Origin of the sequence: Pseudidiomarina taiwanensis (genome assembly GCF_003987435.1) — a bacterium.
Classification (GTDB): Bacteria; Pseudomonadota; Gammaproteobacteria; order Enterobacterales; family Alteromonadaceae; genus Pseudidiomarina; species Pseudidiomarina taiwanensis.
The window spans coordinates 264,374-282,400 of sequence record NZ_PIQG01000001.1 but is presented as its reverse complement, the minus strand read 5'-3'; the positions used below and the strand labels follow the sequence as shown (position 1 = coordinate 282,400).

General features: G+C 49.7%; 23 protein-coding genes. 8 read left to right on the top strand and 15 right to left on the bottom strand.

Annotated features, from left to right (window positions below):
- The first annotated feature begins 4 nt into the window (after positions 1-4).
- The gene (locus CWI83_RS01335) at positions 5-403 is read left to right on the top strand and encodes a DUF2069 domain-containing protein (RefSeq protein WP_126824661.1); all 399 of its coding nucleotides are present in this window, start codon (positions 5-7) and stop codon (positions 401-403) included.
- Here CWI83_RS01335 and hda read toward each other — a convergent pair.
- Together hda and CWI83_RS01325 are read right to left on the bottom strand one after the other, a co-directional pair.
- Entirely contained in the window at positions 397-1,089 is a 693-nt protein-coding gene (gene hda, locus CWI83_RS01330) for a DnaA regulatory inactivator Hda (RefSeq protein WP_157980349.1), read from the bottom strand. The two genes, CWI83_RS01335 and hda, sit on opposite strands and share 7 nt — an antisense overlap.
- A complete protein-coding gene (locus CWI83_RS01325; RefSeq protein ID WP_126824655.1) occupies positions 1,086-2,165 on the bottom strand; it encodes a DUF2066 domain-containing protein in 1,080 nt (359 codons plus the stop codon). Before CWI83_RS01325 ends, hda begins: the two co-directional genes overlap by 4 nt.
- Positions 2,166-2,336: 171 nt before the next feature.
- Between CWI83_RS01325 and CWI83_RS01320 the strand changes: the two genes are divergently transcribed.
- Positions 2,337-3,605, top strand: a complete 1,269-nt coding sequence (locus CWI83_RS01320; RefSeq protein WP_126824652.1) for an MFS transporter — start codon at positions 2,337-2,339, stop codon at positions 3,603-3,605.
- On the opposite strand, the gene pgm is transcribed toward CWI83_RS01320, so the two are convergent.
- Complete coding sequence (gene pgm, locus CWI83_RS01315) at positions 3,586-5,223, bottom strand: phosphoglucomutase (alpha-D-glucose-1,6-bisphosphate-dependent) (RefSeq protein WP_126824649.1); 1,638 nt, start codon at positions 5,221-5,223, stop codon at positions 3,586-3,588. The two genes, CWI83_RS01320 and pgm, sit on opposite strands and share 20 nt — an antisense overlap.
- On the bottom strand, positions 5,223-5,726 hold the full coding sequence (locus tag CWI83_RS01310; protein WP_126824646.1) for a replication initiation regulator SeqA: 504 nt from the start codon (positions 5,724-5,726) through the stop codon (positions 5,223-5,225). Before CWI83_RS01310 ends, pgm begins: the two co-directional genes overlap by 1 nt.
- Positions 5,727-5,811: 85 nt before the next feature.
- On the opposite strand from CWI83_RS01310, the gene CWI83_RS01305 reads away from it, so the two are divergent.
- The 4 genes from CWI83_RS01305 to fur are packed head-to-tail and all read left to right on the top strand — an operon-like array spanning position 5,812 to position 7,909.
- On the top strand, positions 5,812-6,600 hold the full coding sequence (locus CWI83_RS01305; RefSeq protein ID WP_126824643.1) for an alpha/beta fold hydrolase: 789 nt from the start codon (positions 5,812-5,814) through the stop codon (positions 6,598-6,600).
- Between the two features lie 48 nt (positions 6,601-6,648).
- Positions 6,649-6,864 carry a DUF2788 domain-containing protein gene (locus CWI83_RS01300; RefSeq protein WP_126824640.1) on the top strand — a complete coding sequence of 72 codons (216 nt, stop codon included), beginning with the start codon at positions 6,649-6,651 and terminating at the stop codon, positions 6,862-6,864.
- 30 nt (positions 6,865-6,894) lie between these two features.
- Positions 6,895-7,419 (top strand): flavodoxin FldA, encoded by a 525-nt coding sequence (gene fldA, locus CWI83_RS01295; protein WP_126824638.1) that lies wholly within the window; start codon positions 6,895-6,897, stop codon positions 7,417-7,419.
- A 43-nt stretch (positions 7,420-7,462) separates the two neighbouring features.
- Positions 7,463-7,909 carry a ferric iron uptake transcriptional regulator gene (gene fur / locus CWI83_RS01290; protein ID WP_126824635.1) on the top strand — a complete coding sequence of 149 codons (447 nt, stop codon included), beginning with the start codon at positions 7,463-7,465 and terminating at the stop codon, positions 7,907-7,909.
- Position 7,910: 1 nt separating this feature from the next.
- Here fur and CWI83_RS01285 read toward each other — a convergent pair whose 3' ends face one another.
- The gene (locus CWI83_RS01285; protein ID WP_126824633.1) at positions 7,911-8,561 is read right to left on the bottom strand and encodes a Fe2+-dependent dioxygenase; all 651 of its coding nucleotides are present in this window, start codon (positions 8,559-8,561) and stop codon (positions 7,911-7,913) included.
- 76 nt (positions 8,562-8,637) lie between these two features.
- Between CWI83_RS01285 and CWI83_RS01280 the strand changes: the two genes are divergently transcribed.
- Entirely contained in the window at positions 8,638-9,456 is an 819-nt protein-coding gene (locus tag CWI83_RS01280; protein WP_126824631.1) for a hypothetical protein, read from the top strand.
- Between the two features lie 24 nt (positions 9,457-9,480).
- Here the strand turns inward: CWI83_RS01280 and glnS are convergent, their stop codons facing one another.
- The 7 genes from glnS to CWI83_RS10555 all read right to left on the bottom strand — a co-directional run bounded on the left by glnS (position 9,481) and on the right by CWI83_RS10555 (position 14,410).
- Positions 9,481-11,142: a glutamine--tRNA ligase gene (gene glnS, locus CWI83_RS01275; protein ID WP_126824628.1), complete on the bottom strand. Its 1,662-nt coding sequence runs from the start codon at positions 11,140-11,142 to the stop codon at positions 9,481-9,483.
- A gap of 61 nt (positions 11,143-11,203) precedes the next feature.
- Complete coding sequence (locus CWI83_RS01270) at positions 11,204-12,142, bottom strand: 5-oxoprolinase subunit C family protein (protein WP_126824625.1); 939 nt, start codon at positions 12,140-12,142, stop codon at positions 11,204-11,206.
- Positions 12,139-12,804 carry a 5-oxoprolinase subunit B family protein gene (locus CWI83_RS01265; protein ID WP_126824622.1) on the bottom strand — a complete coding sequence of 222 codons (666 nt, stop codon included), beginning with the start codon at positions 12,802-12,804 and terminating at the stop codon, positions 12,139-12,141. The genes CWI83_RS01270 and CWI83_RS01265 overlap by 4 nt, the downstream gene beginning before the upstream one ends.
- Complete coding sequence (locus tag CWI83_RS01260; RefSeq protein ID WP_198677225.1) at positions 12,801-13,559, bottom strand: 5-oxoprolinase subunit PxpA; 759 nt, start codon at positions 13,557-13,559, stop codon at positions 12,801-12,803. Before CWI83_RS01260 ends, CWI83_RS01265 begins: the two co-directional genes overlap by 4 nt.
- Positions 13,556-13,957 carry a hypothetical protein gene (locus CWI83_RS01255; protein ID WP_126824619.1) on the bottom strand — a complete coding sequence of 134 codons (402 nt, stop codon included), beginning with the start codon at positions 13,955-13,957 and terminating at the stop codon, positions 13,556-13,558. The genes CWI83_RS01260 and CWI83_RS01255 overlap by 4 nt, the downstream gene beginning before the upstream one ends.
- Complete coding sequence (locus CWI83_RS01250; RefSeq protein WP_126824616.1) at positions 13,954-14,244, bottom strand: hypothetical protein; 291 nt, start codon at positions 14,242-14,244, stop codon at positions 13,954-13,956. Before CWI83_RS01250 ends, CWI83_RS01255 begins: the two co-directional genes overlap by 4 nt.
- Positions 14,237-14,410: a hypothetical protein gene (locus CWI83_RS10555; protein ID WP_157980348.1), complete on the bottom strand. Its 174-nt coding sequence runs from the start codon at positions 14,408-14,410 to the stop codon at positions 14,237-14,239. Before CWI83_RS10555 ends, CWI83_RS01250 begins: the two co-directional genes overlap by 8 nt.
- 100 nt (positions 14,411-14,510) lie before the next feature.
- On the opposite strand from CWI83_RS10555, the gene CWI83_RS01245 reads away from it, so the two are divergent.
- Positions 14,511-14,981, top strand: a complete 471-nt coding sequence (locus tag CWI83_RS01245) for a hypothetical protein (RefSeq protein ID WP_126824613.1) — start codon at positions 14,511-14,513, stop codon at positions 14,979-14,981.
- On the opposite strand, the gene CWI83_RS01240 is transcribed toward CWI83_RS01245, so the two are convergent.
- Genes CWI83_RS01240 through CWI83_RS01230 form a run of 3 tightly spaced genes read right to left on the bottom strand, consistent with a single transcriptional unit; the run spans position 14,949 to position 18,006 of the window.
- The gene (locus CWI83_RS01240) at positions 14,949-15,701 is read right to left on the bottom strand and encodes an SDR family oxidoreductase (protein ID WP_126824611.1); all 753 of its coding nucleotides are present in this window, start codon (positions 15,699-15,701) and stop codon (positions 14,949-14,951) included. The two genes, CWI83_RS01245 and CWI83_RS01240, sit on opposite strands and share 33 nt — an antisense overlap.
- A 3-nt stretch (positions 15,702-15,704) precedes the next feature.
- Positions 15,705-16,778, bottom strand: a complete 1,074-nt coding sequence (locus CWI83_RS01235) for a phosphotransferase family protein (RefSeq protein WP_126824608.1) — start codon at positions 16,776-16,778, stop codon at positions 15,705-15,707.
- A gap of 1 nt (position 16,779) precedes the next feature.
- Complete coding sequence (locus CWI83_RS01230) at positions 16,780-18,006, bottom strand: acyl-CoA dehydrogenase family protein (protein WP_126824606.1); 1,227 nt, start codon at positions 18,004-18,006, stop codon at positions 16,780-16,782.
- Between the last annotated feature and the right edge of the window lie 21 nt (positions 18,007-18,027).

Here is an 18,027-nt window from a genome sequence, read left to right as displayed (position 1 = left end):
CTTGATGCAACACGCAAAGCCAGAGCATATCCGACTGGTTAAAACCATCGCTCTTGCTGGTTACTTAGGGCTATTAGGGTTAACGCTGATTTGGCAACTGCTGTGCAATGCCCACAGTGAGTTTAGTCTATTGTTCCGCGTCGGTTTGTGGATTGTGCCGCTGCTATTACCGCTGCCAGGCATGCTCAAAGGCAATCCCTTTACCTTCGCTTGGGCCAACTTCATTTTGATGTGGTACTTCTTGCATGGTTTCACCATGGTTTATATCAGTGCAGAGCAGCGCAACATGGCCATCATTGAAATTCTATTCACTAGCATGGCATTTGTTGGTTGTACTCTTTATGCACGCTGGCAGGGTCGTGCACTTGGTTTAACCTTACCGAAATTGAAAAAAGGTCAATAACCGAGCACGTCTTTAATGAATGGAATGGTCAAGCGTCGTTTGGCAACAAACGATGCTTGATTCAGTCGATTCAGTTGCTGCAACAACTCGCTTAAATCGCGCCCGCTACGCTGAATCAAAAACTTCGCCGCATCATCCTTTAATTGCAAGCCAAGCGCCTCTGCGCGGCGCTGCAGCAACGTTAACTTATCCTCATCTGCTAACCGCTTAAGTTGCAACACTAAGCCCCATTGCAACCGCGACTGAACATCCGCAAGTGCCGCATCAAGATGTTGCGGTGAGCAATTGGCGGTGATAACCGTACGCCCACTGCCTCGGTCGAGACGCTGATTTAGAAGCGCAAAGAGCCCATAACACCAGGCCCGGTGACTAATCACTTGATCCACATCGTCAAGGCATAACAGATCGACTTCGGCGAGCCCCTGCAGCAGCACCTCCGGCTCATCCACCTGCTTTAATTCAGCCAACGGCAGGTACATCAAACTCTGCTGTGTAGCACTGGCTTCGGCACACAGGGCATGTAAGAGATGGCTTTTACCGGTTTGGTGGCTGCCCCAGAGATAAACCAGCGGCTGTGATTCACTTTGCAGTAAACTCACTACCTCGGCATTAGCGCCAGCAACGTAGGTGGCAAAGGTTTCATCTAGCGGCGGTTCAACCGATAACGGCAATTGTTCAAAACTCATCGAGTTTGAATCCATAAATAGTGCGGCATCACAGTCTGCTCAGGTTGCTCTTGCGACTCTGGTTCAAGATAGACTGGTTTCACTTGCTTACTCAGATCCAACGCTTGCATTAATCGAGCAGGCGCGGCCTGGGTCAGTAACTCAAACACGCCTTGGTGCTGCTGGTATCGAATCAACTGCACATCTTCAACTGCGGGTAGGTCATTCAGCAACTGCTCGGCAGCTATGGCTTTGGCTAAACTATCGAGTCCAGCAATTTGAATACGCCAGAGGCGCGAGGTCTCTTCGCTGGCATCAATACGATAGCGTTGCGCTAATTGCGCGGTAATATCGGCCACTAAATCGGCACCAAGTAGGCTCAAATCCATGCCATCTACCGCGCCCCGCCAACGTAAATCGCCTAAATTCAAGGTCCAATCAATACGCCAGCGTTCAGCGGCAAGAGATGGATCATTTTGATACGCGCGCGCCACAATCACACCATCGGGACTATAGCGGGCACTGGCGAAAGCGATCCGGTCTTCAAACCGGCCCCAAATATCGACGGTATCAATCGCCATCCGATCGTTCAAATCGAGGACTGGGAATTGAACGGGTAGCCCCCGCGCTGTGGCGGCATTACGTAGTTGCTGGGTGAGGATGGATTCATCGGCACTGGAGAGGACCTCGCGACGTAAATTCTCATCCTCGACCACCAACCAGATTAATAGCTGCGGACGCAGATTGCTCCAAACGCCCGAACCAGCCTGCTGAATCAAGGCTTCGACCCGTGCTTGCTCAAATTGCGCCCACAAAAATAGCCCATCATCTTGCTGGTAACCATATTGAACGACGTAATCACGGACGTTATCGAGTGCGTTTTGCACGGCCGGATGATTGATTAACTCAGTGTCACCGGTGACTTTGAGTAAAGTTGCGGTAAAGGCATCACGAAGCGCCTGATTTCGCTCAGTTGTAGCTTGCGAATTCACCTGCACTCGGTTCTGATACAGTTGTTTCAGTTCAACTGCAGCATGACCGACAGTCACGCTCAAAAGCGCGACAAGCATTAGAATATGGCGATAAAAGGCTGGCATAAAATCCCGATTACATCCCAGAATATTCGGTTTCAATCGACATCATAAACAGCGCATGGATTGGGAGCAAGTATTGTCACCGATTGCCGCGATTCTCGGTTTAGCAAAGCGTGTTGCTGTGCTACAGTGCAAATTAATTTTACTCATACATCATTAGGCCAAAAATACGTCATGTTAAAACAGCAACTCCGCGCAATTAGTTCACTTTTAGGGAGCATCACCTTAATCGGAATTTGTGTCGGAATGACCAGTACCCTGCTGTCGCTGCGAGCAACCATTGAAGGGTTCAGCACGGTCACCACAGGTTTGATCATGTCGGCGTATTTTGTTGGTTTTTTATTTGGCACCACGCGTGCCCCGAAAGATATTCGCCGCGTCGGCTATATCCGTGCCTTTGGCGGACTGGCCGCCCTAGCCGCCGTGAGTATTTTAGTCCAAGCACTCTGGGTCGAACCGGTGGTTTGGTTTGTGATGCGTTTTCTAACGGGCTTTGCGAACTCGGCGATTTTTGTAATCGTTGAAAGCTGGCTCAATACCATGGCTGATAATAAAAACCGCGGCAAACTCCTAAGTGTTTATCTGGTTCTTATCTATGGCGGTCTAGTCGCGGGGCAATTGATTCTCGGCTTAACCGATCCAAGCGGTTTTATGGCCTTTGCGATTATCTCGCTGCTCATCAATCTCGCACTGATCCCTATTTTAATTAGTGTGACGGTCGAGCCGACCACCCATGACCCAGTTAAAGTGCCCATGAAAAGCCTGTTCAAGCTGGTGCCACTGGGCATGGTCAATGCCTTTATCATGCAGGCGTGTTACGCCATGTTCTATGCGATTGGTCCGGTTTATGCCATTTATATCGGCTTGAGTATTAGTGAAATCTCATTCTTTATGGCCTCGTATATTCTTGGCGGTATGCTCGCACAAACACCGTTTGGAATTCTCTCAGATCGGATTGATCGGCGCATTGTGATGGCCATTTGTGCGGGAGGCGCCGCTGTTATTGCATTAATTTTATCGCAATTAACATCCGACTACGTCCACTTTATCTACCCACTTGTCGCGCTGTATGGGGCCTTTGCAATGCCGCTGTATTCACTTGGGATGGCGCATACCAGCGACTTTTTAGAGTCCGACCAAATGGTTGGCGCGACCGGTGCGATTATTAAAATTGGTGGGGTGGGTTCAATTATCGGAGCGCCACTGGTGGCGGTGCTGATGCAACTCGGCAGCGCGAATTACTTTTTCTACTTGATGGCTTTACTGACCGCCCTAGTCTGTGGCTATTCCTTGTATCGGGTAACGCGCCGCGCGAAGCCAGATGACCAACAAGCCAGTGCAACATACGCCATGATTCCACCAGGGCAAGCCTCAGATGAGATCTTAACGGCCCTGGCGGAAGAAGAAGAGCTTCAGCGCGAGGCTAACTCAACCACTGGTTAACCGCTTGCTGGGCTTGCTCGGCAAGCTCTTGCAAATGCTCGGCACTGACAAAACTCTCACAGTAGATTTTATAGATGGGTTCAGTACCTGAAGGCCGTGCCGCAAACCAACCGTTCGCAATGACAACTTTGACCCCACCGATCAGCGCATCATTGCCCGGCGCTTTGGTAAGAATATCTGTCACGGCATCGCCTGCTAACTGTTCTAACTTCAGTTTGTAGCCGCGAATTTGACCAAACCGCGCATTTTGCTCGGTGCTGGACGCCACATCGATACGCTGATAATACGAGGTACCGTGCTGAGCACAGAGGTTTTGATAGTACTGCCCTGGGTCAATCCCTTCAGTGGCACAGATTTCTGCCGCTAATAAGGCTAAAATAAAGCCATCTTTATCGGTTGACCATGGCTCACCTTGCAAGCTCAAGAAGGTCGCTCCAGCACTCTCCTCTCCGGCAAAAGCAATGCTGCCATCAGCGACGCCTGCAGCAAACCATTTAAAGCCAACTGGCATTTCTAACAAGGTCCGCTGGTGCGCTTTCACCACGCGATCAATCATAGCGCTTGAAACTAAGGTTTTCCCAATCGCCGCAGACGCAGGCCAAGAGCGCGTCTTGCACAAATAATCAATCGCCACCGCGAGGTAGTGATTCGGATTCATTAAGCCAACACTCGGCGTCACGATGCCATGTCGATCATAATCGGGATCATTACCCAGACCAATATCATAGCTATCTTTCATTTCTAATAACGACGCCATGGCATAAGGTGACGAGCAGTCCATGCGGATTTTGCCGTCTTTATCGAGGCTCATAAACGAAAAAGTCGGATCGACGTGGGTGTTATGTGCTTCAATATTTAACCCGTAATGCGCGGCGATTTGTTGCCAGTAACGCGCCCCTGCACCGCCCATGGCATCAACACCGATACGAATTCCCTTGGCTTTGATGGCCGCCATATCAATGACTGAGCTTAAGCCCTCAATATACTGACTGCGCCAATCGACACGTTTCAACAACGGGCTGGCTAAAGCTTCTTCATAACTTACCGCATTCACACCTTGCAAATCGCTTGAGAGCAAGGCGTTGGCATATTTTTCAATGATCTTGGTCGCGTCGCTATCCGCTGGGCCGCCATGCGGTGGATTGTATTTAAAGCCACCGTCCGCGGGCGGATTATGTGATGGGGTAATGACTACGCCGTCGGCTAAATCCTTTGTACGACCTCGGTTATGGCTCAAAATTGCGTGGCTAATCACAGGCGTTGGAGTGTAATCGTCATCCGCTTGTACATGGACTTCGATGCCGTTACCGATAAATACTTCCAGTGCAGTGACATAGGCCGCCTCAGACAGTGCATGGGTATCGCGACCAAGCATCAAAGGCCCAGTAATACCCTGTTCTTGCCGATAAGCGACCAAAGCTTGACTGATCGCCAAGATATGGGCTTCGTTGAATGAGTGCGTCAGCGCACACCCACGATGACCGGAGGTACCAAAACTCACCCGTTGGCTCGCCTGACGAGGGTCTACTTCATTGACAAAGTATGCCGTAATTAATTGGGCAATATTGGTTAAGTCATTTTGCTGGGCGCGTTGCCCTGCCCGTTCATGAATCGCCATTACAAAAAGTCCCTTATTCGTTCTGCTTCACCATCAGTGTAGCCTAGCATGATTGCGACCTGGGTCAGAATCGATTTTTTCCGAGTGGTATTATTATTGGTGACCACATAATAATCCGTATCTGGAATCGGCTTAGGATTCGTGCTGTTGCCGGTTTGCTCTAATTCCAAACGCGAGCGTGAAAAGTACTGGCGGTCGCGGCCACTGATTTCGAGTACGCGATGGAACTGCTCTGGGTGGCATTTTTGTAAACTTGCGAGGATATGCAAAAAGCGCGCAACGATACTCCGTTGACCGGCTAGGTCCGCATGGGTGAGACGATCAAATACCCGCCCACTTGCTTTGCGTTCATTGGCGACGGTTTCGATATCTTGCTGCGGCTCAGCAATGGCGGATAAGTCGAGTAATCGCCGTAAAATTGCTGAGGCGCTCTCGCCTATATGCTGGGTATGGGATGCGATAAATTGGTACAATTCATCATCAATTTCTATCCGCTTTGTCATCGATTGCTCACTTAATCACCACACAAATACCGTCAAGCCGTGTATTATACTGATCCGACTCACGGGGTACAGAGCGAGGCAGAGAATGACCGCACCAGCGTTATTAAATTATCAACGAAGTGGACAGCTTGATGCGCCCACAACGATTTTGATTCATGGCTTATTTGGTGATCTCGACAACCTCAAACGCCTCGGCCGTGAACTTGAAGACAGTTATGACGTCGTTTACCTCGATGTCCGTAACCACGGTGATTCATTTCACTCAGAACAAATGAGCTATCCAGAGCTGGCCGCTGATGTGTTTCGGCTCATGGACCACCTTAAGATTAACAAAGCCCATCTGATTGGCCACTCCATGGGCGGGAAAATCACCATGCAATGTGCCTTGCAAAAACCTGAGCGAGTGCTTTCAGTGGTTGCTGCAGACATCGCACCTGTGGGCTACTCAGCGCGCCATAATCATATTCTCGAGGCACTCGAACAGCTCCCGATTGATACCATGAGTCAGCGCAAAGAGGCCGACCAAGCGCTGGCGAAATCAATTGCTGAGCCTGGGGTTCGGCAATTTCTGCTAAAAAACCTAACGCGAGTCGATGACCACTTTGCTTGGCGCCTTAACCTCGAGGGAATTAAGCACAATTACCCGCAAATTAATGGAGAGATTTCGAGCGGTCACTACAACGGCCCTATTTTGTTCATTAAGGGCGGCAATTCGGATTATTTAACGGCTGAACATGAGTCGGCTATCCGTGATCGTTTCAGCGACACTGACGTAAAAGTAATTGCGGATACAGGGCATTGGTTACACGCTGAAAAGCCCCATATTTTTAATCGATTAGTGCTGTCATTCCTTGCGCAACAGCAGTCGCAGTAGCATTCGCTTTATGCTAAAATACGGCGCAAACAACCTGAAGTAGACACAATGTTAGCTGAGCATTTTGAGTTAATTGAAACCATTGGCACTGACTTTGCCATCGCCGTCTTATTTATTTTAATTGGGCTGGCAATTCGTGATGTGCTGAAAAAAGCGAACGTGCCAAAATTTGGTCAGTGGTTCGTATGGTTGGTTCTTTTTTTGGGCTGTGCAGGCTTTATCGCCAAAGGTATCATTCAGGCGATTTGGGAAGCAGGTCTTTAATCTTTAACAGTGAGTAGGTAGTACAACACTATGGCAAGCGTTGGTATTTTTTTTGGCAGTGACACCGGCAACACCGAAGCCGTTGCACAAATGATTCAAAAAGAGCTCGGTAAACAGCTCATCGACGTGCATGACATCGCTAAATCATCAAAAGAAGACATCGCCTCGTACGATCTTCTGATGTTTGGCATTCCAACTTGGTATTACGGCGAAGCCCAATGCGATTGGGATGATTTCTTCCCTGAGCTTGAAGAGATTGATTTTAACAACAAACTCATTGCTTTGTTCGGCTGTGGTGACCAAGAAGACTACGCTGAGTACTTCCTCGATGCGATGGGAACAATTCGCGATATCGTTGAAGCCCGTGGCGGGATTATCATTGGTCACTGGCCGACGGACGGCTATCATTTTGAAGCGTCGCGGGCGCTTGTCGATGACGCTCACTTTGTCGGTCTCGGTATTGATGAAGACCGCCAGCCGGAGTTAACCAAAGAGCGCGTTAAACAATGGTGTGCGCAGATCAAGGACGAGATGGGGCTTGCCGAATTAGCGTAAGCTGTAATAGGATGCAATCAACGACCACAGATAAGCGAGAACTATGAGCAATCCTGGCGAATTACAACTGAAAAAAGCAGGACTTAAAGTCACTTCACCACGGGTGAAGATTTTGGCGATTTTAAAACAACCTGAAAATCAGCATGTGAGCGCAGAAGATGTTTACAAGGTCTTGCTCGAGCAAAATGAAGAGATTGGTCTCGCTACAGTGTATCGCGTCCTCAACCAATTTGATGATGCGGGTATCGTAACCCGCCATCACTTTGAAGGCGGCCGTTCAGTGTTTGAATTGAGCGCTAAAGAGCACCATGACCACCTCGTCTGTCTAACCTGTGGTCATGTCTTTGAGTTCGAAGACCAAATCATCGAAGATCGCCAAGAAGCGGTCGCTAATGCCAATAATATTCGTCTGACCAACCACAGCCTTTATCTCTACGGTGAATGCAAGACCCCTGACACCTGCGAGCATAACGGCGACGCCAACGAATAGCCTAGACCTCACTCCACATCCGCAACAAGTTCGCATGGCTCAACGCCAGCGTTTGGTACGCTTGGGTATTGCCCTGTTGCAGTAACTGTTGTGCGGTTTGTCCAAGATCGAACAGAATTTGCCGTTGTTCAGCTTGTCGCACTCGGCTTTGCCACCAGCCGACGCAGGCAACTCGAGCACCAGCTGTTACTTGCGTCACCTGATGCAAATAATGGCTCGGATACACTAATAATTGGCCCTGCTCTAGACGCCAACTGCGGACTCCGCTGGCATCATGTAACTCCAATTCACCCCCTTGGTACCCGTCACTTGGACTCAACACCAAGGTAAATGAAATATCCGTGCGGACATTGTTCATCACTGCATCATCAACATGTAAGCCGTATTCCATTCCGGCTCGATAACGGTTCAGCATAAGCCGAGCACATTGTTTCGGTAGCACTGCTTGCTGAAACAACGCATGTTGCTGCAGGCGTTGCTGAATAAGTTGCAGCGCCGGATGTTCAGGTGCGGTAATTTGCTCGTTATGTTTTACTTGGCGCGCTGCGCCTCCAGCCGTCGCTTGGCCTGAATTAAAGTCAGTGTCCGCAAGAGTATCTATGATTGCTTGACACTCTTCGGCGGCTAAAAACGCATCAATTTGAAGAATCATATGAATCCACTTATTGAGAATAATTCTTATTTGTGAAATGATAATTCCACCATATCACTTGAGTAAAGATACTGCTATGCAAGAACAACGCAAACTTTGGCGTGCCGTAGGCTTAGCTCTCACAACTTCAGCGGTCGCAGGCTCATCAATCTACCTTGCGCCAAGCTCACCAGCCACAGCGGCAACACCGGCCTTAACACCTGCAATGATGCTATTCCAAGCGGGTGAAGGTGATGAAGGTGGTGAAGGTGGCCAGAAAGTCGATCTAGCCACTAATGACGCTGCTTATCTTGCCCATCTCGGTCTCCTTAGAGGGCATTTATGGGTCGGGATGCAGCTTTATCGCGATGGTCATATGGAGATGGCTAAAACGCATATGAAACATCCCAAAGATGAACTCTATGCTGCCCTACTCCCTAGTTTCAAAGCCCGTCAGGTCGATGGTTTTGCAAGCCAGCTTGAGGCCTTAACCGAAGCCGTCACACAAGAGCAACCAGCAGCGCAAGTCGAAGCAAAATATGCTCAGTTAGAAACGGCGATAACAAGCGTTGAACAAAGTTCGCAGAAATCTGTGCGATCTCATTTGCTCGCTTTATCGTCCATGCTCCGTTCGGCCGCGGCAGAGTATAAACTAGGACTCGACCCAAACCAGCCGATGCTGCATGAATATCAAGATGCGGCAGGTTTTACCCAGATTGCTATCGCGCGCCTGACGCAATTGCAACAAGCTGAACTAAATGAGGCTGAACAAGAGGCGATGACTAAGGCACTGCGATATATCGAGCAACTACCTGAGCTATGGCCGCGCCTAGACCAAATAGAGAGTAGCCAAGATAGCTCGCTGCTATATGGCGTCGCGGCTCGTATCGAGCTACTTGCCTATAGCATGAGCTGAGCTTAACGAGGCAACAACGAGGGCTTATGCGCCCTCGTTCCAACTATCCCGCAAACCTACCGTTTGATTAAACACTAAGTGTTCTGCTGAGCTATCTTTGCTATCGGCACAGAAATAACCAATACGTTCAAACTGAAACGCTTTTTCTGCTTCAGCTTGTTGCAGCGAAGGCTCCACAAAACCATGCTTCACCAGCAATGACTCTTCGTTTAAAGCACTAAAGAAATCTTCTTCAGCAGCTGGGTTTGGCACTTTAAATAGACGGTCATATACCCGGAACTCGGCAGCTTTAGCGTGTGCTGCAGCAACCCAGTGAATGACCCCTTTCACTTTGCGCCCATCGGCCGGATCTTTGCCTAAAGTGTCCGGGTCGTAACTACAATAAACTGTTGTTACCTTGCCATCGGCATCCGTATCAAAGCGTTCAGCTTTGATCACATAGGCGTTGCGTAAGCGCACTTCTTTACCGAGTACTAAACGCTTATATTTTTTATTCGCTGACTCACGAAAATCCTCAGCTTCAATATATAGTTCGCGCGCGAACGGGACTTCGCGCGTGCCCATCTGCTCATCATTCGGATGGTTCGGGGCATTTAGCGTTTCCGTTTGTTCAGCTGGGTAGTTTTCGATGACAACTTTAATCGGATCGATAACCGCCATCGCACGTGGTGCATTTTGGTTCAATTCATCCCGAATACAGGCCTCGAGCATGCTCATTTCGACCTGATTATCCATTTTCGTCACCCCAATTCGATGACAAAACTCACGAATTGAGCCTGGCGTATAACCACGACGACGCATTCCAGCAATCGTCGGCATACGCGGGTCATCCCAACCACTGACCTTGCCCTCATCCACCAACAAATTCAGCTTCCGCTTACTCATCACCGTGTATTGCAAATTCAGCCGTGAGAATTCAATTTGCTGCGGGTGACAATCGATACTGATGTTATCGAGGACCCAATCGTATAAGCGACGGTTGTCTTGGAATTCAAGCGTACAGAGTGAGTGCGTAATGCCCTCAAGGGCGTCCGAAATACAGTGGGTAAAGTCATACATAGGGTAAACACACCACTTATCACCGGTTTGATGGTGGTGGGCGAAGCGAACGCGATAGAGCACCGGATCGCGCAACACCATAAACGGTGAGCTCATATCGATTTTGGCGCGTAAACAGACTTCACCTTCGGCGTATTTGCCCGCTGTCATATCATTGAAGATACGTAGGTTCTCTTCGACCGAGGTATCGCGGTAAGGGCTGTTAACGCCCGGCTCTTTCAAAGTGCCACGCATTTCCCGCATTTGCTCTTGGCTGGAGAAATCACAGTAGGCCAAGCCCTTTTCTATAAGCTCAATCGCAAAGCCATGTAATTGCTCAAAATAATCTGATGAATAGCGCGGTTTACCCTGCCATTGATAGCCCAACCAACTGACATCTTCTTGAATTGAGTTGACGTAATCGACTTTCTCTTTGAGTGGATTGGTATCATCAAAGCGCAAATTACAGGTGCCTTGGTAATCCTCAGCAATCCCAAAATTCAATACGATCGATTTCGCATGGCCAATATGTAAAAAGCCATTTGGCTCAGGCGGAAAACGGGTATGGACACTTTGATGCTTGCCGCTAGCAAGGTCATTATCGATAATTTGGCGGATAAAGTTACGGCGAGGCGCTTCTGCTGCCATGGTAATTGCTACTCCAGGTTCAAACCGGTTTAAATATCCGCCTATGATCGCAGTTTATCGGCTATCTGGCAAGGTTGAAGAAGCGCATCACGGCAACATATTCTGCTTCTGCAGCGGCCATAGATTGCCAATAAAACCGTAATTTTGTTCCTGCAACAGCTTGGCTGAGCCGGTTCAAGCCATGCCACGTGACCGTACCGATTTTATGATAACCGCCCAAGCTTTGCCGATCGCGCAACATGACAATCGGCTGGCCGCCAGCAGGGACCTGCACGGCACCTACGGGTAACGGCTCGGAAATAAGATTGCGCTCTGGTACTTCGATTGGCTCATCCCCTTCTAGACGCATCCCCATGCGGTCTTGTTCAGCTGTTACGGTATAGCTTTGGCGAGTAAATAATTCGCGCATGGGTGCACTGAACATTTCGTATTGTCCAGTAGCGATAAGCGGAATTTCAAGCGGGTCTGAATAGTTCGGAATAAATTGCCGTTGCGGGCGCCGATTAATCTGCGTCGACGCGTGTGCAGGAGCCGCGACAGCGCAGAGTTCATCGTTTACTTGCAAGAGCCGGCCTTGGCCTTGCAAGCCACCGAGTTGATCGCGACTGACGGTGGCAACACTGCCGTATACTGGCACGGCTTTGAACCCTCCCACAACCGCTAAATAACCGCGCAAACCTGCTCCTGGGCGCGCTTCAATGCTACTCCCCGCTTCGATGAAATAGTTTTGCCAAGCCTTAACTGGACGCTGATCGATGAACCAATTCAAGCCGCCGGTGAGACTAAACCAAGTCGATTGCTCCACCTGCCCTTTAAAGCCCCCCAAAGTGACCTCAATTTGGGCACAATTTGAATCGTTTAGGAGCAATCGATTCGCCCATAAAAAGGCATTTTCATCCATCGGACCGCCTAAGCTTATGCCCCGCTGTAAATAGCCAAACCGACCTCTATCTTGCAAGGTTGCAGCAAGCCCCGGCTGAAGGATAGTGAGCACTGTCATCGGCTCGCGTCCATGCGTTCGAATTGCGCCAGGCTAATGGGCTTGAATTGAATTCGGTCACCCAATTCAAACTCTGGCCAACGCACCGCGCGGCCGATGATATTCCAACCGCCCGGCGAGGTTTTAGGGTAAATGGCTGTTTGCTGATTGGCGATGGCGACACTGCCTGCCGGCACTTTTTTACGCGGAGTCGCTAAACGCGGGAATCTTAATTGCTCAGGTACGTCCCCTAGATAGGCAAAACCGGGAGCAAAACCAAGCGCATAGACCCGATATCCCACTTCACTGTGACGCTGAGCAAATTGCTCCACTGACAGCCCGGCTGTGGCGCTAAGTTCGACAAGATCAAGCCCAAGACTGGGGTGATAGCACACCTCAATCTGGTGGAGCTGAGGCGATTTCGTTTGCTTGAGAGATTGCTGTTGACCAAATTGTGCAGCTTCGATAGTTCGTATCACTTGCTGCGCATCGGTTCGACGCAAATCAAAATAGACCATCACAGTTCGATAACTGGCGACCCACTCCAGCAGCGCAGTATCCTTGGTTTGTTCTAGCCAAGCCAAGCAGCGCATGACCTGTTCATGGACTGGCAGGGAAATCTCATCGGCGAATTCAATCATCACCGCATCAACAGCGGCGGGCACCACACGTGGATAGTTCATGAACGATCATTGCTAAGTAACATTTGCCGAATCGCACTCACAGTTGCAATAGCATGTGGGTTGTCACCATGAACGCATAAGGTATCCGCGGTAATCGTCAGACAACTGCCATCATGACACAAAATAGGTGAACCGGTAGCGAAAGCTTGGGCCTGTTGGAGGATTTCTGCTTCGTCAGTTAACACCGCACCGGCTAAGCGCCTCGGTGTTAAATAACCATCTGCTTGATAACGGCGGTCGGCAAACGCTTCAAAGCTCAAGGCAAGGTTAAACTGTTGCGCAATCTCACTCTGCCAGGCATGGTCAGGGTGCGCCAAGGTGACGAGGTAGAGTGACACACCATGATTTTGATTAAAGCTCGCGATGCTCTCAACGACAGTGCGAAACAGCGAACGATCGTTTTGCATATCGTTGTAGAGTGCCCCATGCGGTTTAACATAGCTTAAGCGAGCATTGGCCTGACGACATAAGCTCGCCATAGCACCGAGTTGATAGAGCAACAAAGCGCGGAGTTCTTGCGCTGGCAGTTGCATACTCGTGCGGCCAAAGTTCTCCCGATCAGGGTACGAGGGATGCGCACCAAGTTCGACGCCATGTTGTTGTGCCAGTGCGATGGTCGCTAGCATAGTGGGTGCGCTACCGGCATGAAAGCCACAGGCGATATTAGCCATATCGATATAGGGCATGACCTCACGGTCACTCGCGACCATACCGTGGTCCGCACTCTCTGCCATATCGCAGTTCAGTTTAATCACTTGCTCTGTTTATCCTTATTGCGCTCTGCCGCCGCATTAAATCGCGCAAAGCTGTAGGCCCAGAAATAGACCCCTAAGCCAATTGCACTAATCATCAATGGTGCCAGCGTAAGCCCACCAATTTGATGGGCAACATAGACTGCGGCAGCCCCAGTTAAGCCTAAGGTAATGAGCGAGGCCGCAATATAAGTTGCAGGCTCCAACCATGTCTTGAGAAATTGAAAGCCAAGTAAATTACTCAATGCCCCCAAAATAACACCCCACGCAAGCGGCACCCCGAGGGCATACCAATCCAACTGATAATCAGCAATGATCGCCCAGAGTTGATTTGCGCTAGCCGAGTAGAACATCAACCCAACTAATCCTGCGAGTACGACCAGTCGCGTCGTTAGATTCATCCCTGGCCTCCAAACAACCATACCAGTAGGCCAATAATGGCAACCACGACCGGGACCCATAAAATCGGCGATTGATACCACTGCAGTGGTTCTTGCGAGCCTATAGGTTGCGTCGTTTGACCGTCAGGTCCTGTGACTGGCTTGGTTGGCTGCAATACAAACCATGCGATACCAAAAATTAAGAAGGCCAAGCCAAGCCAGCGCTCATTCGCAAGAACCACCAGCAAGATGCCACTGACAATGATCGCAAGTGCTGCAATCCGCTTTAAAATACGTGCATTATTCATTGTTGTTGTTATCCTCACGTGCTTGTTTGTTCCAACTGAGCCGGAACCAAATGACTCCGAACAGTTGCATGAATACCCCTAAAATAATGACCCACAACTGTTGCTCCCAGATCCCTGACAGCATGACCGCAAAACCGATCACTGCGATGATGAGTGCGCTTATCATGAGTATGCTCCCTTGGTGTTATGCTCTACCATAGCATTCGACTAATATATCTCACAATGCCATAATCGTCAGCGCATTCTAAACCAAGAGGCAAAGCCCGATGTTGCGTCGATTATCGTTGTGGCTAGGCGCTGCAGCTGTGACTCTCGCAGTCTTATTTGTCAGTGTCTTAATTTACAAACTGATTCATGCAGAACCCGATACTCCTGAGCAAGTCGATTGCCGCCTACTCGACCGGCACGAGCTTGCCAATACCGGTGCAGACGTTCGACTTTTTCATTGTCGACGTGGCGAGAAAAACAACTGGGAAGGACTTGAACTGTGGCTTTATGAGGCCAACCAAGAGCCAAGCCAAAGACTGGTATCGGCACCGCTTGATGCCTGCTTTCAGGCCCGAGTTGATCGCCGCGACCAGCTGACACTGCTGCATACAGTGAGTCGCGGTGAACTCGGAATTAGTCGCAGTTCGGTCGTCTATCAAGGGGACGCGCAAGGCCCGTATACCTTGAGTATCCAGACCGAGCGCGTAACTGATTGCTCAGCCGAGCTTCATCACCCATTTGAGCGGTAAACGCTTCATTAAAAAGCCAATAATAGCCCAAGGCCAGCGCGGCACGTATGCACTTACGGGTTCGCGCTCAATGGCATTGACCATAGCGCGACAACCGGTTTCGGTATCGACCATAAACGGCGTATTTTTAACTTTCTCGTTAATTTCAGAACGAATAAAACCTGGGCAAATGGTCGTCGTTTTAATCGGTGAACGAGAGCGAATCAAATCCGCACGGATGCCCTCGGTCAGCGCGGACAAGCCGGCTTTGGTTGCAGCATAAACGGTCATCGCCCGCGGCATACCGCGCAAAGCACTGATCGAACTGATGGTGACCAAATGCCCATCGTTTTGCTCGCGGAAGATTTCTAGCGCCGCCTCACACTGTGCAATAGCTGCCACAAAATTAGTTTGCGCCGTTTGCAAATTGGCATAGAAGTAACCGGTTCCAAGCGAGGCGCCCTTGCCCATCCCGGCATTCACGATCACGCGATCCAAACTACCAAACTCAGTTTTGAAGGCTTTGAATACCTCAAATACTTTATCGTGGTCATTTACATCAAGTGCCATCACGCTGATCTTGATGTCAGGATATCGCCCTAGCAGTTCACTTTTAAGCTCATCTAAACGCTCGGTGCGCCGCGCGCATAATGCTAAGTTATGCCCTCGTTTGGCAAACTCCCGTGCCATCCCAGCGCCAAGGCCAGAGCTTGCTCCGGTAATTAAGATTGTTTTACGCATGGCTTACCCTTTCTTGATTAACTGGCGTGCGCGCCAGTGTAAATAATTGACTAAAAACCAGAAATTTTTAAACGCTGGATTGCGCGTCTGTTTGTGGTGATAGCGGTAATAAATTTGCTGCGCGATCACACTCAAACGAAACAGCCCAAATACTTCGTAAAAGCGAAAATCTTTTACATCCACACCCATTTTGCGGCAGTAATAATCGATCACTTCGGCCCGCGTAAACATCCCCGCAATATGAGTCGGCTGACGGCGGGTTGATTGGGCGATGCGGTCATCACCCGCCTCAATCCAATACGCCAAAGCGTTACCGATATCCATGAGCGGATTACCGAGGGTGGCCAGCTCCCAATCGAGTACACCAATAATATGGGTTGGGTCCTGTTCATCGAGCACCAGGTTATCAAAGCGAAAATCATTATGGGTCATGCAAATGGTTTCATGCGCTGGCATGTTTTGCTGCAACCAACGCATCAGCTTTTTACCTGACGGCACGTTCCAAGTTTTTGCTTTACGATAGCGCTCACACCAGCCGCTGACTTGGCGCTCAGTGTAGCCGGCGCCTTTGGCCAAGCTATCAAGACCTGCCGCTTTAATATCGACTTGGTGCAGCTCAATCAAACAATCGATTGCGTTTTTACACAGCTGCCGGGTTTGTTTCTCGGACAAATCGAGTCCACGGGGCATATTCTTGCGAGGAATAATCCCAGCAATGCGTTCCATGATGTAAAACTCTGCCCCAATAATACTCTCATCATCGGTATAGAGCAGTACCTCTGGAACGTATGGAAAGACCGGCTTTAACGCCTTTTGTAAGCGATACTCGCGGCCCATATCGTGAGCTGATTTGGCCTTGGTACCAGCCGGCGGGCGGCGCAAAATCAAATCGGCATTGGCAAATTGCAAACGATAGGTCCAATTCGACGCGCCGCCACTGTATTGGGTCACTTGCATCGGACCTTCTAAATGTGGCAGCTCCGTTTGCAGATAGCTTAGCAGTTGCGCTTCAGGTAATTCCTCGCCCGGACGCACAGCTCCTGCTTGATCTTGCACCTTACTCGGGTTATCCGTCATTTTAAGCACCTCGATATTTGCGTAGTTCCATCTTGGCGATGGTGGCGCGATGTACTTCGTCTGGGCCGTCCGCAATGCGCAATACCCGCGCGGTCGCAAATAGTGCAGTCAGTGGCACATCATGGCTGACGCCGGCGCCACCATGGATTTGAATTGATGCATCAACAACCTGTTGCAGAACATTTGGCACCGCGACTTTAATCGCAGAAATTTCTGTCAAAGCCTTCATGGCTCCGACTTGGTCAATTTTCCAAGCCGCATAAAAGGTCAGCAAGCGGGCTTGATCAATGGCGATGCGCATATCCGCTAAACGCTCGAGATTCCCCCCCAATTGCAGTAGCGGCTTGCCAAAGCCAATACGGTCCTGACCGCGCTGAATAAAGAGTTGCAGTGCTTTTTCAGCGGCACCAAGCGCGCGCATGCAATGGTGTATACGACCCGGACCAAGCCGACCTTGGGCAATTTTAAAACCATCACCAAGATTACCGATAAGATTCGCTTTCGGAACGCGCACATTTTCAAAGCGGACTTCGCCATGTCCATAAGGTGCATCATATTCACCGAAAGCGGGCAACATCCGCTCAATGGTCACACCATCGGTATCCAGCGGGACCAGTACCATGCTGTGGCGGGCATGACGATCAGCTTCAGGGTCAGTTAAGCCCATCACAATCGCTAATTTTGCATTGGGGTGGCCAATCCCTGTCGACCACCACTTACGGCCATTGATCACCACATCGTCACCATCCGCAACGATGGTGGTCTGCATATTGGTTGCGTCTGAGGAGGCGACATCTGGCTCAGTCATGCCAAACACCGAGCGGATTTCACCCGCTAACAGTGGTTTCAACCATTGCTCTTTTTGTGCGGCGCTACCAAAGTGATAAAGCACTTCCATATTGCCGGTATCCGGCGCATTGCAATTAAAGATTTCAGGTGCAATCAAACTGTGCCCCATCACTTCTGCAAGGGGAGCATATTCGAGGGTGGTTAAGCCTGCACCAAGCTCATCATCGGGTAAAAACAAATTCCAAAGCCCAGCTGCTTTTGCTTTCTGTTTTAACTCTTCAATAACAGGCGCAAGCTGCCATTCACGCCAATTGCCATCTGGATTGAGGCGCCGATTTTCTTTGTGATAATTACTCTCAATCGGCTCAATCTCATTGCGCATGAACTGAATTAAGCGCTCACGATACTCGAGACTGCGTTTTGATGGGGTAAAATCCATAATCTGACTCGCTTTATTAAA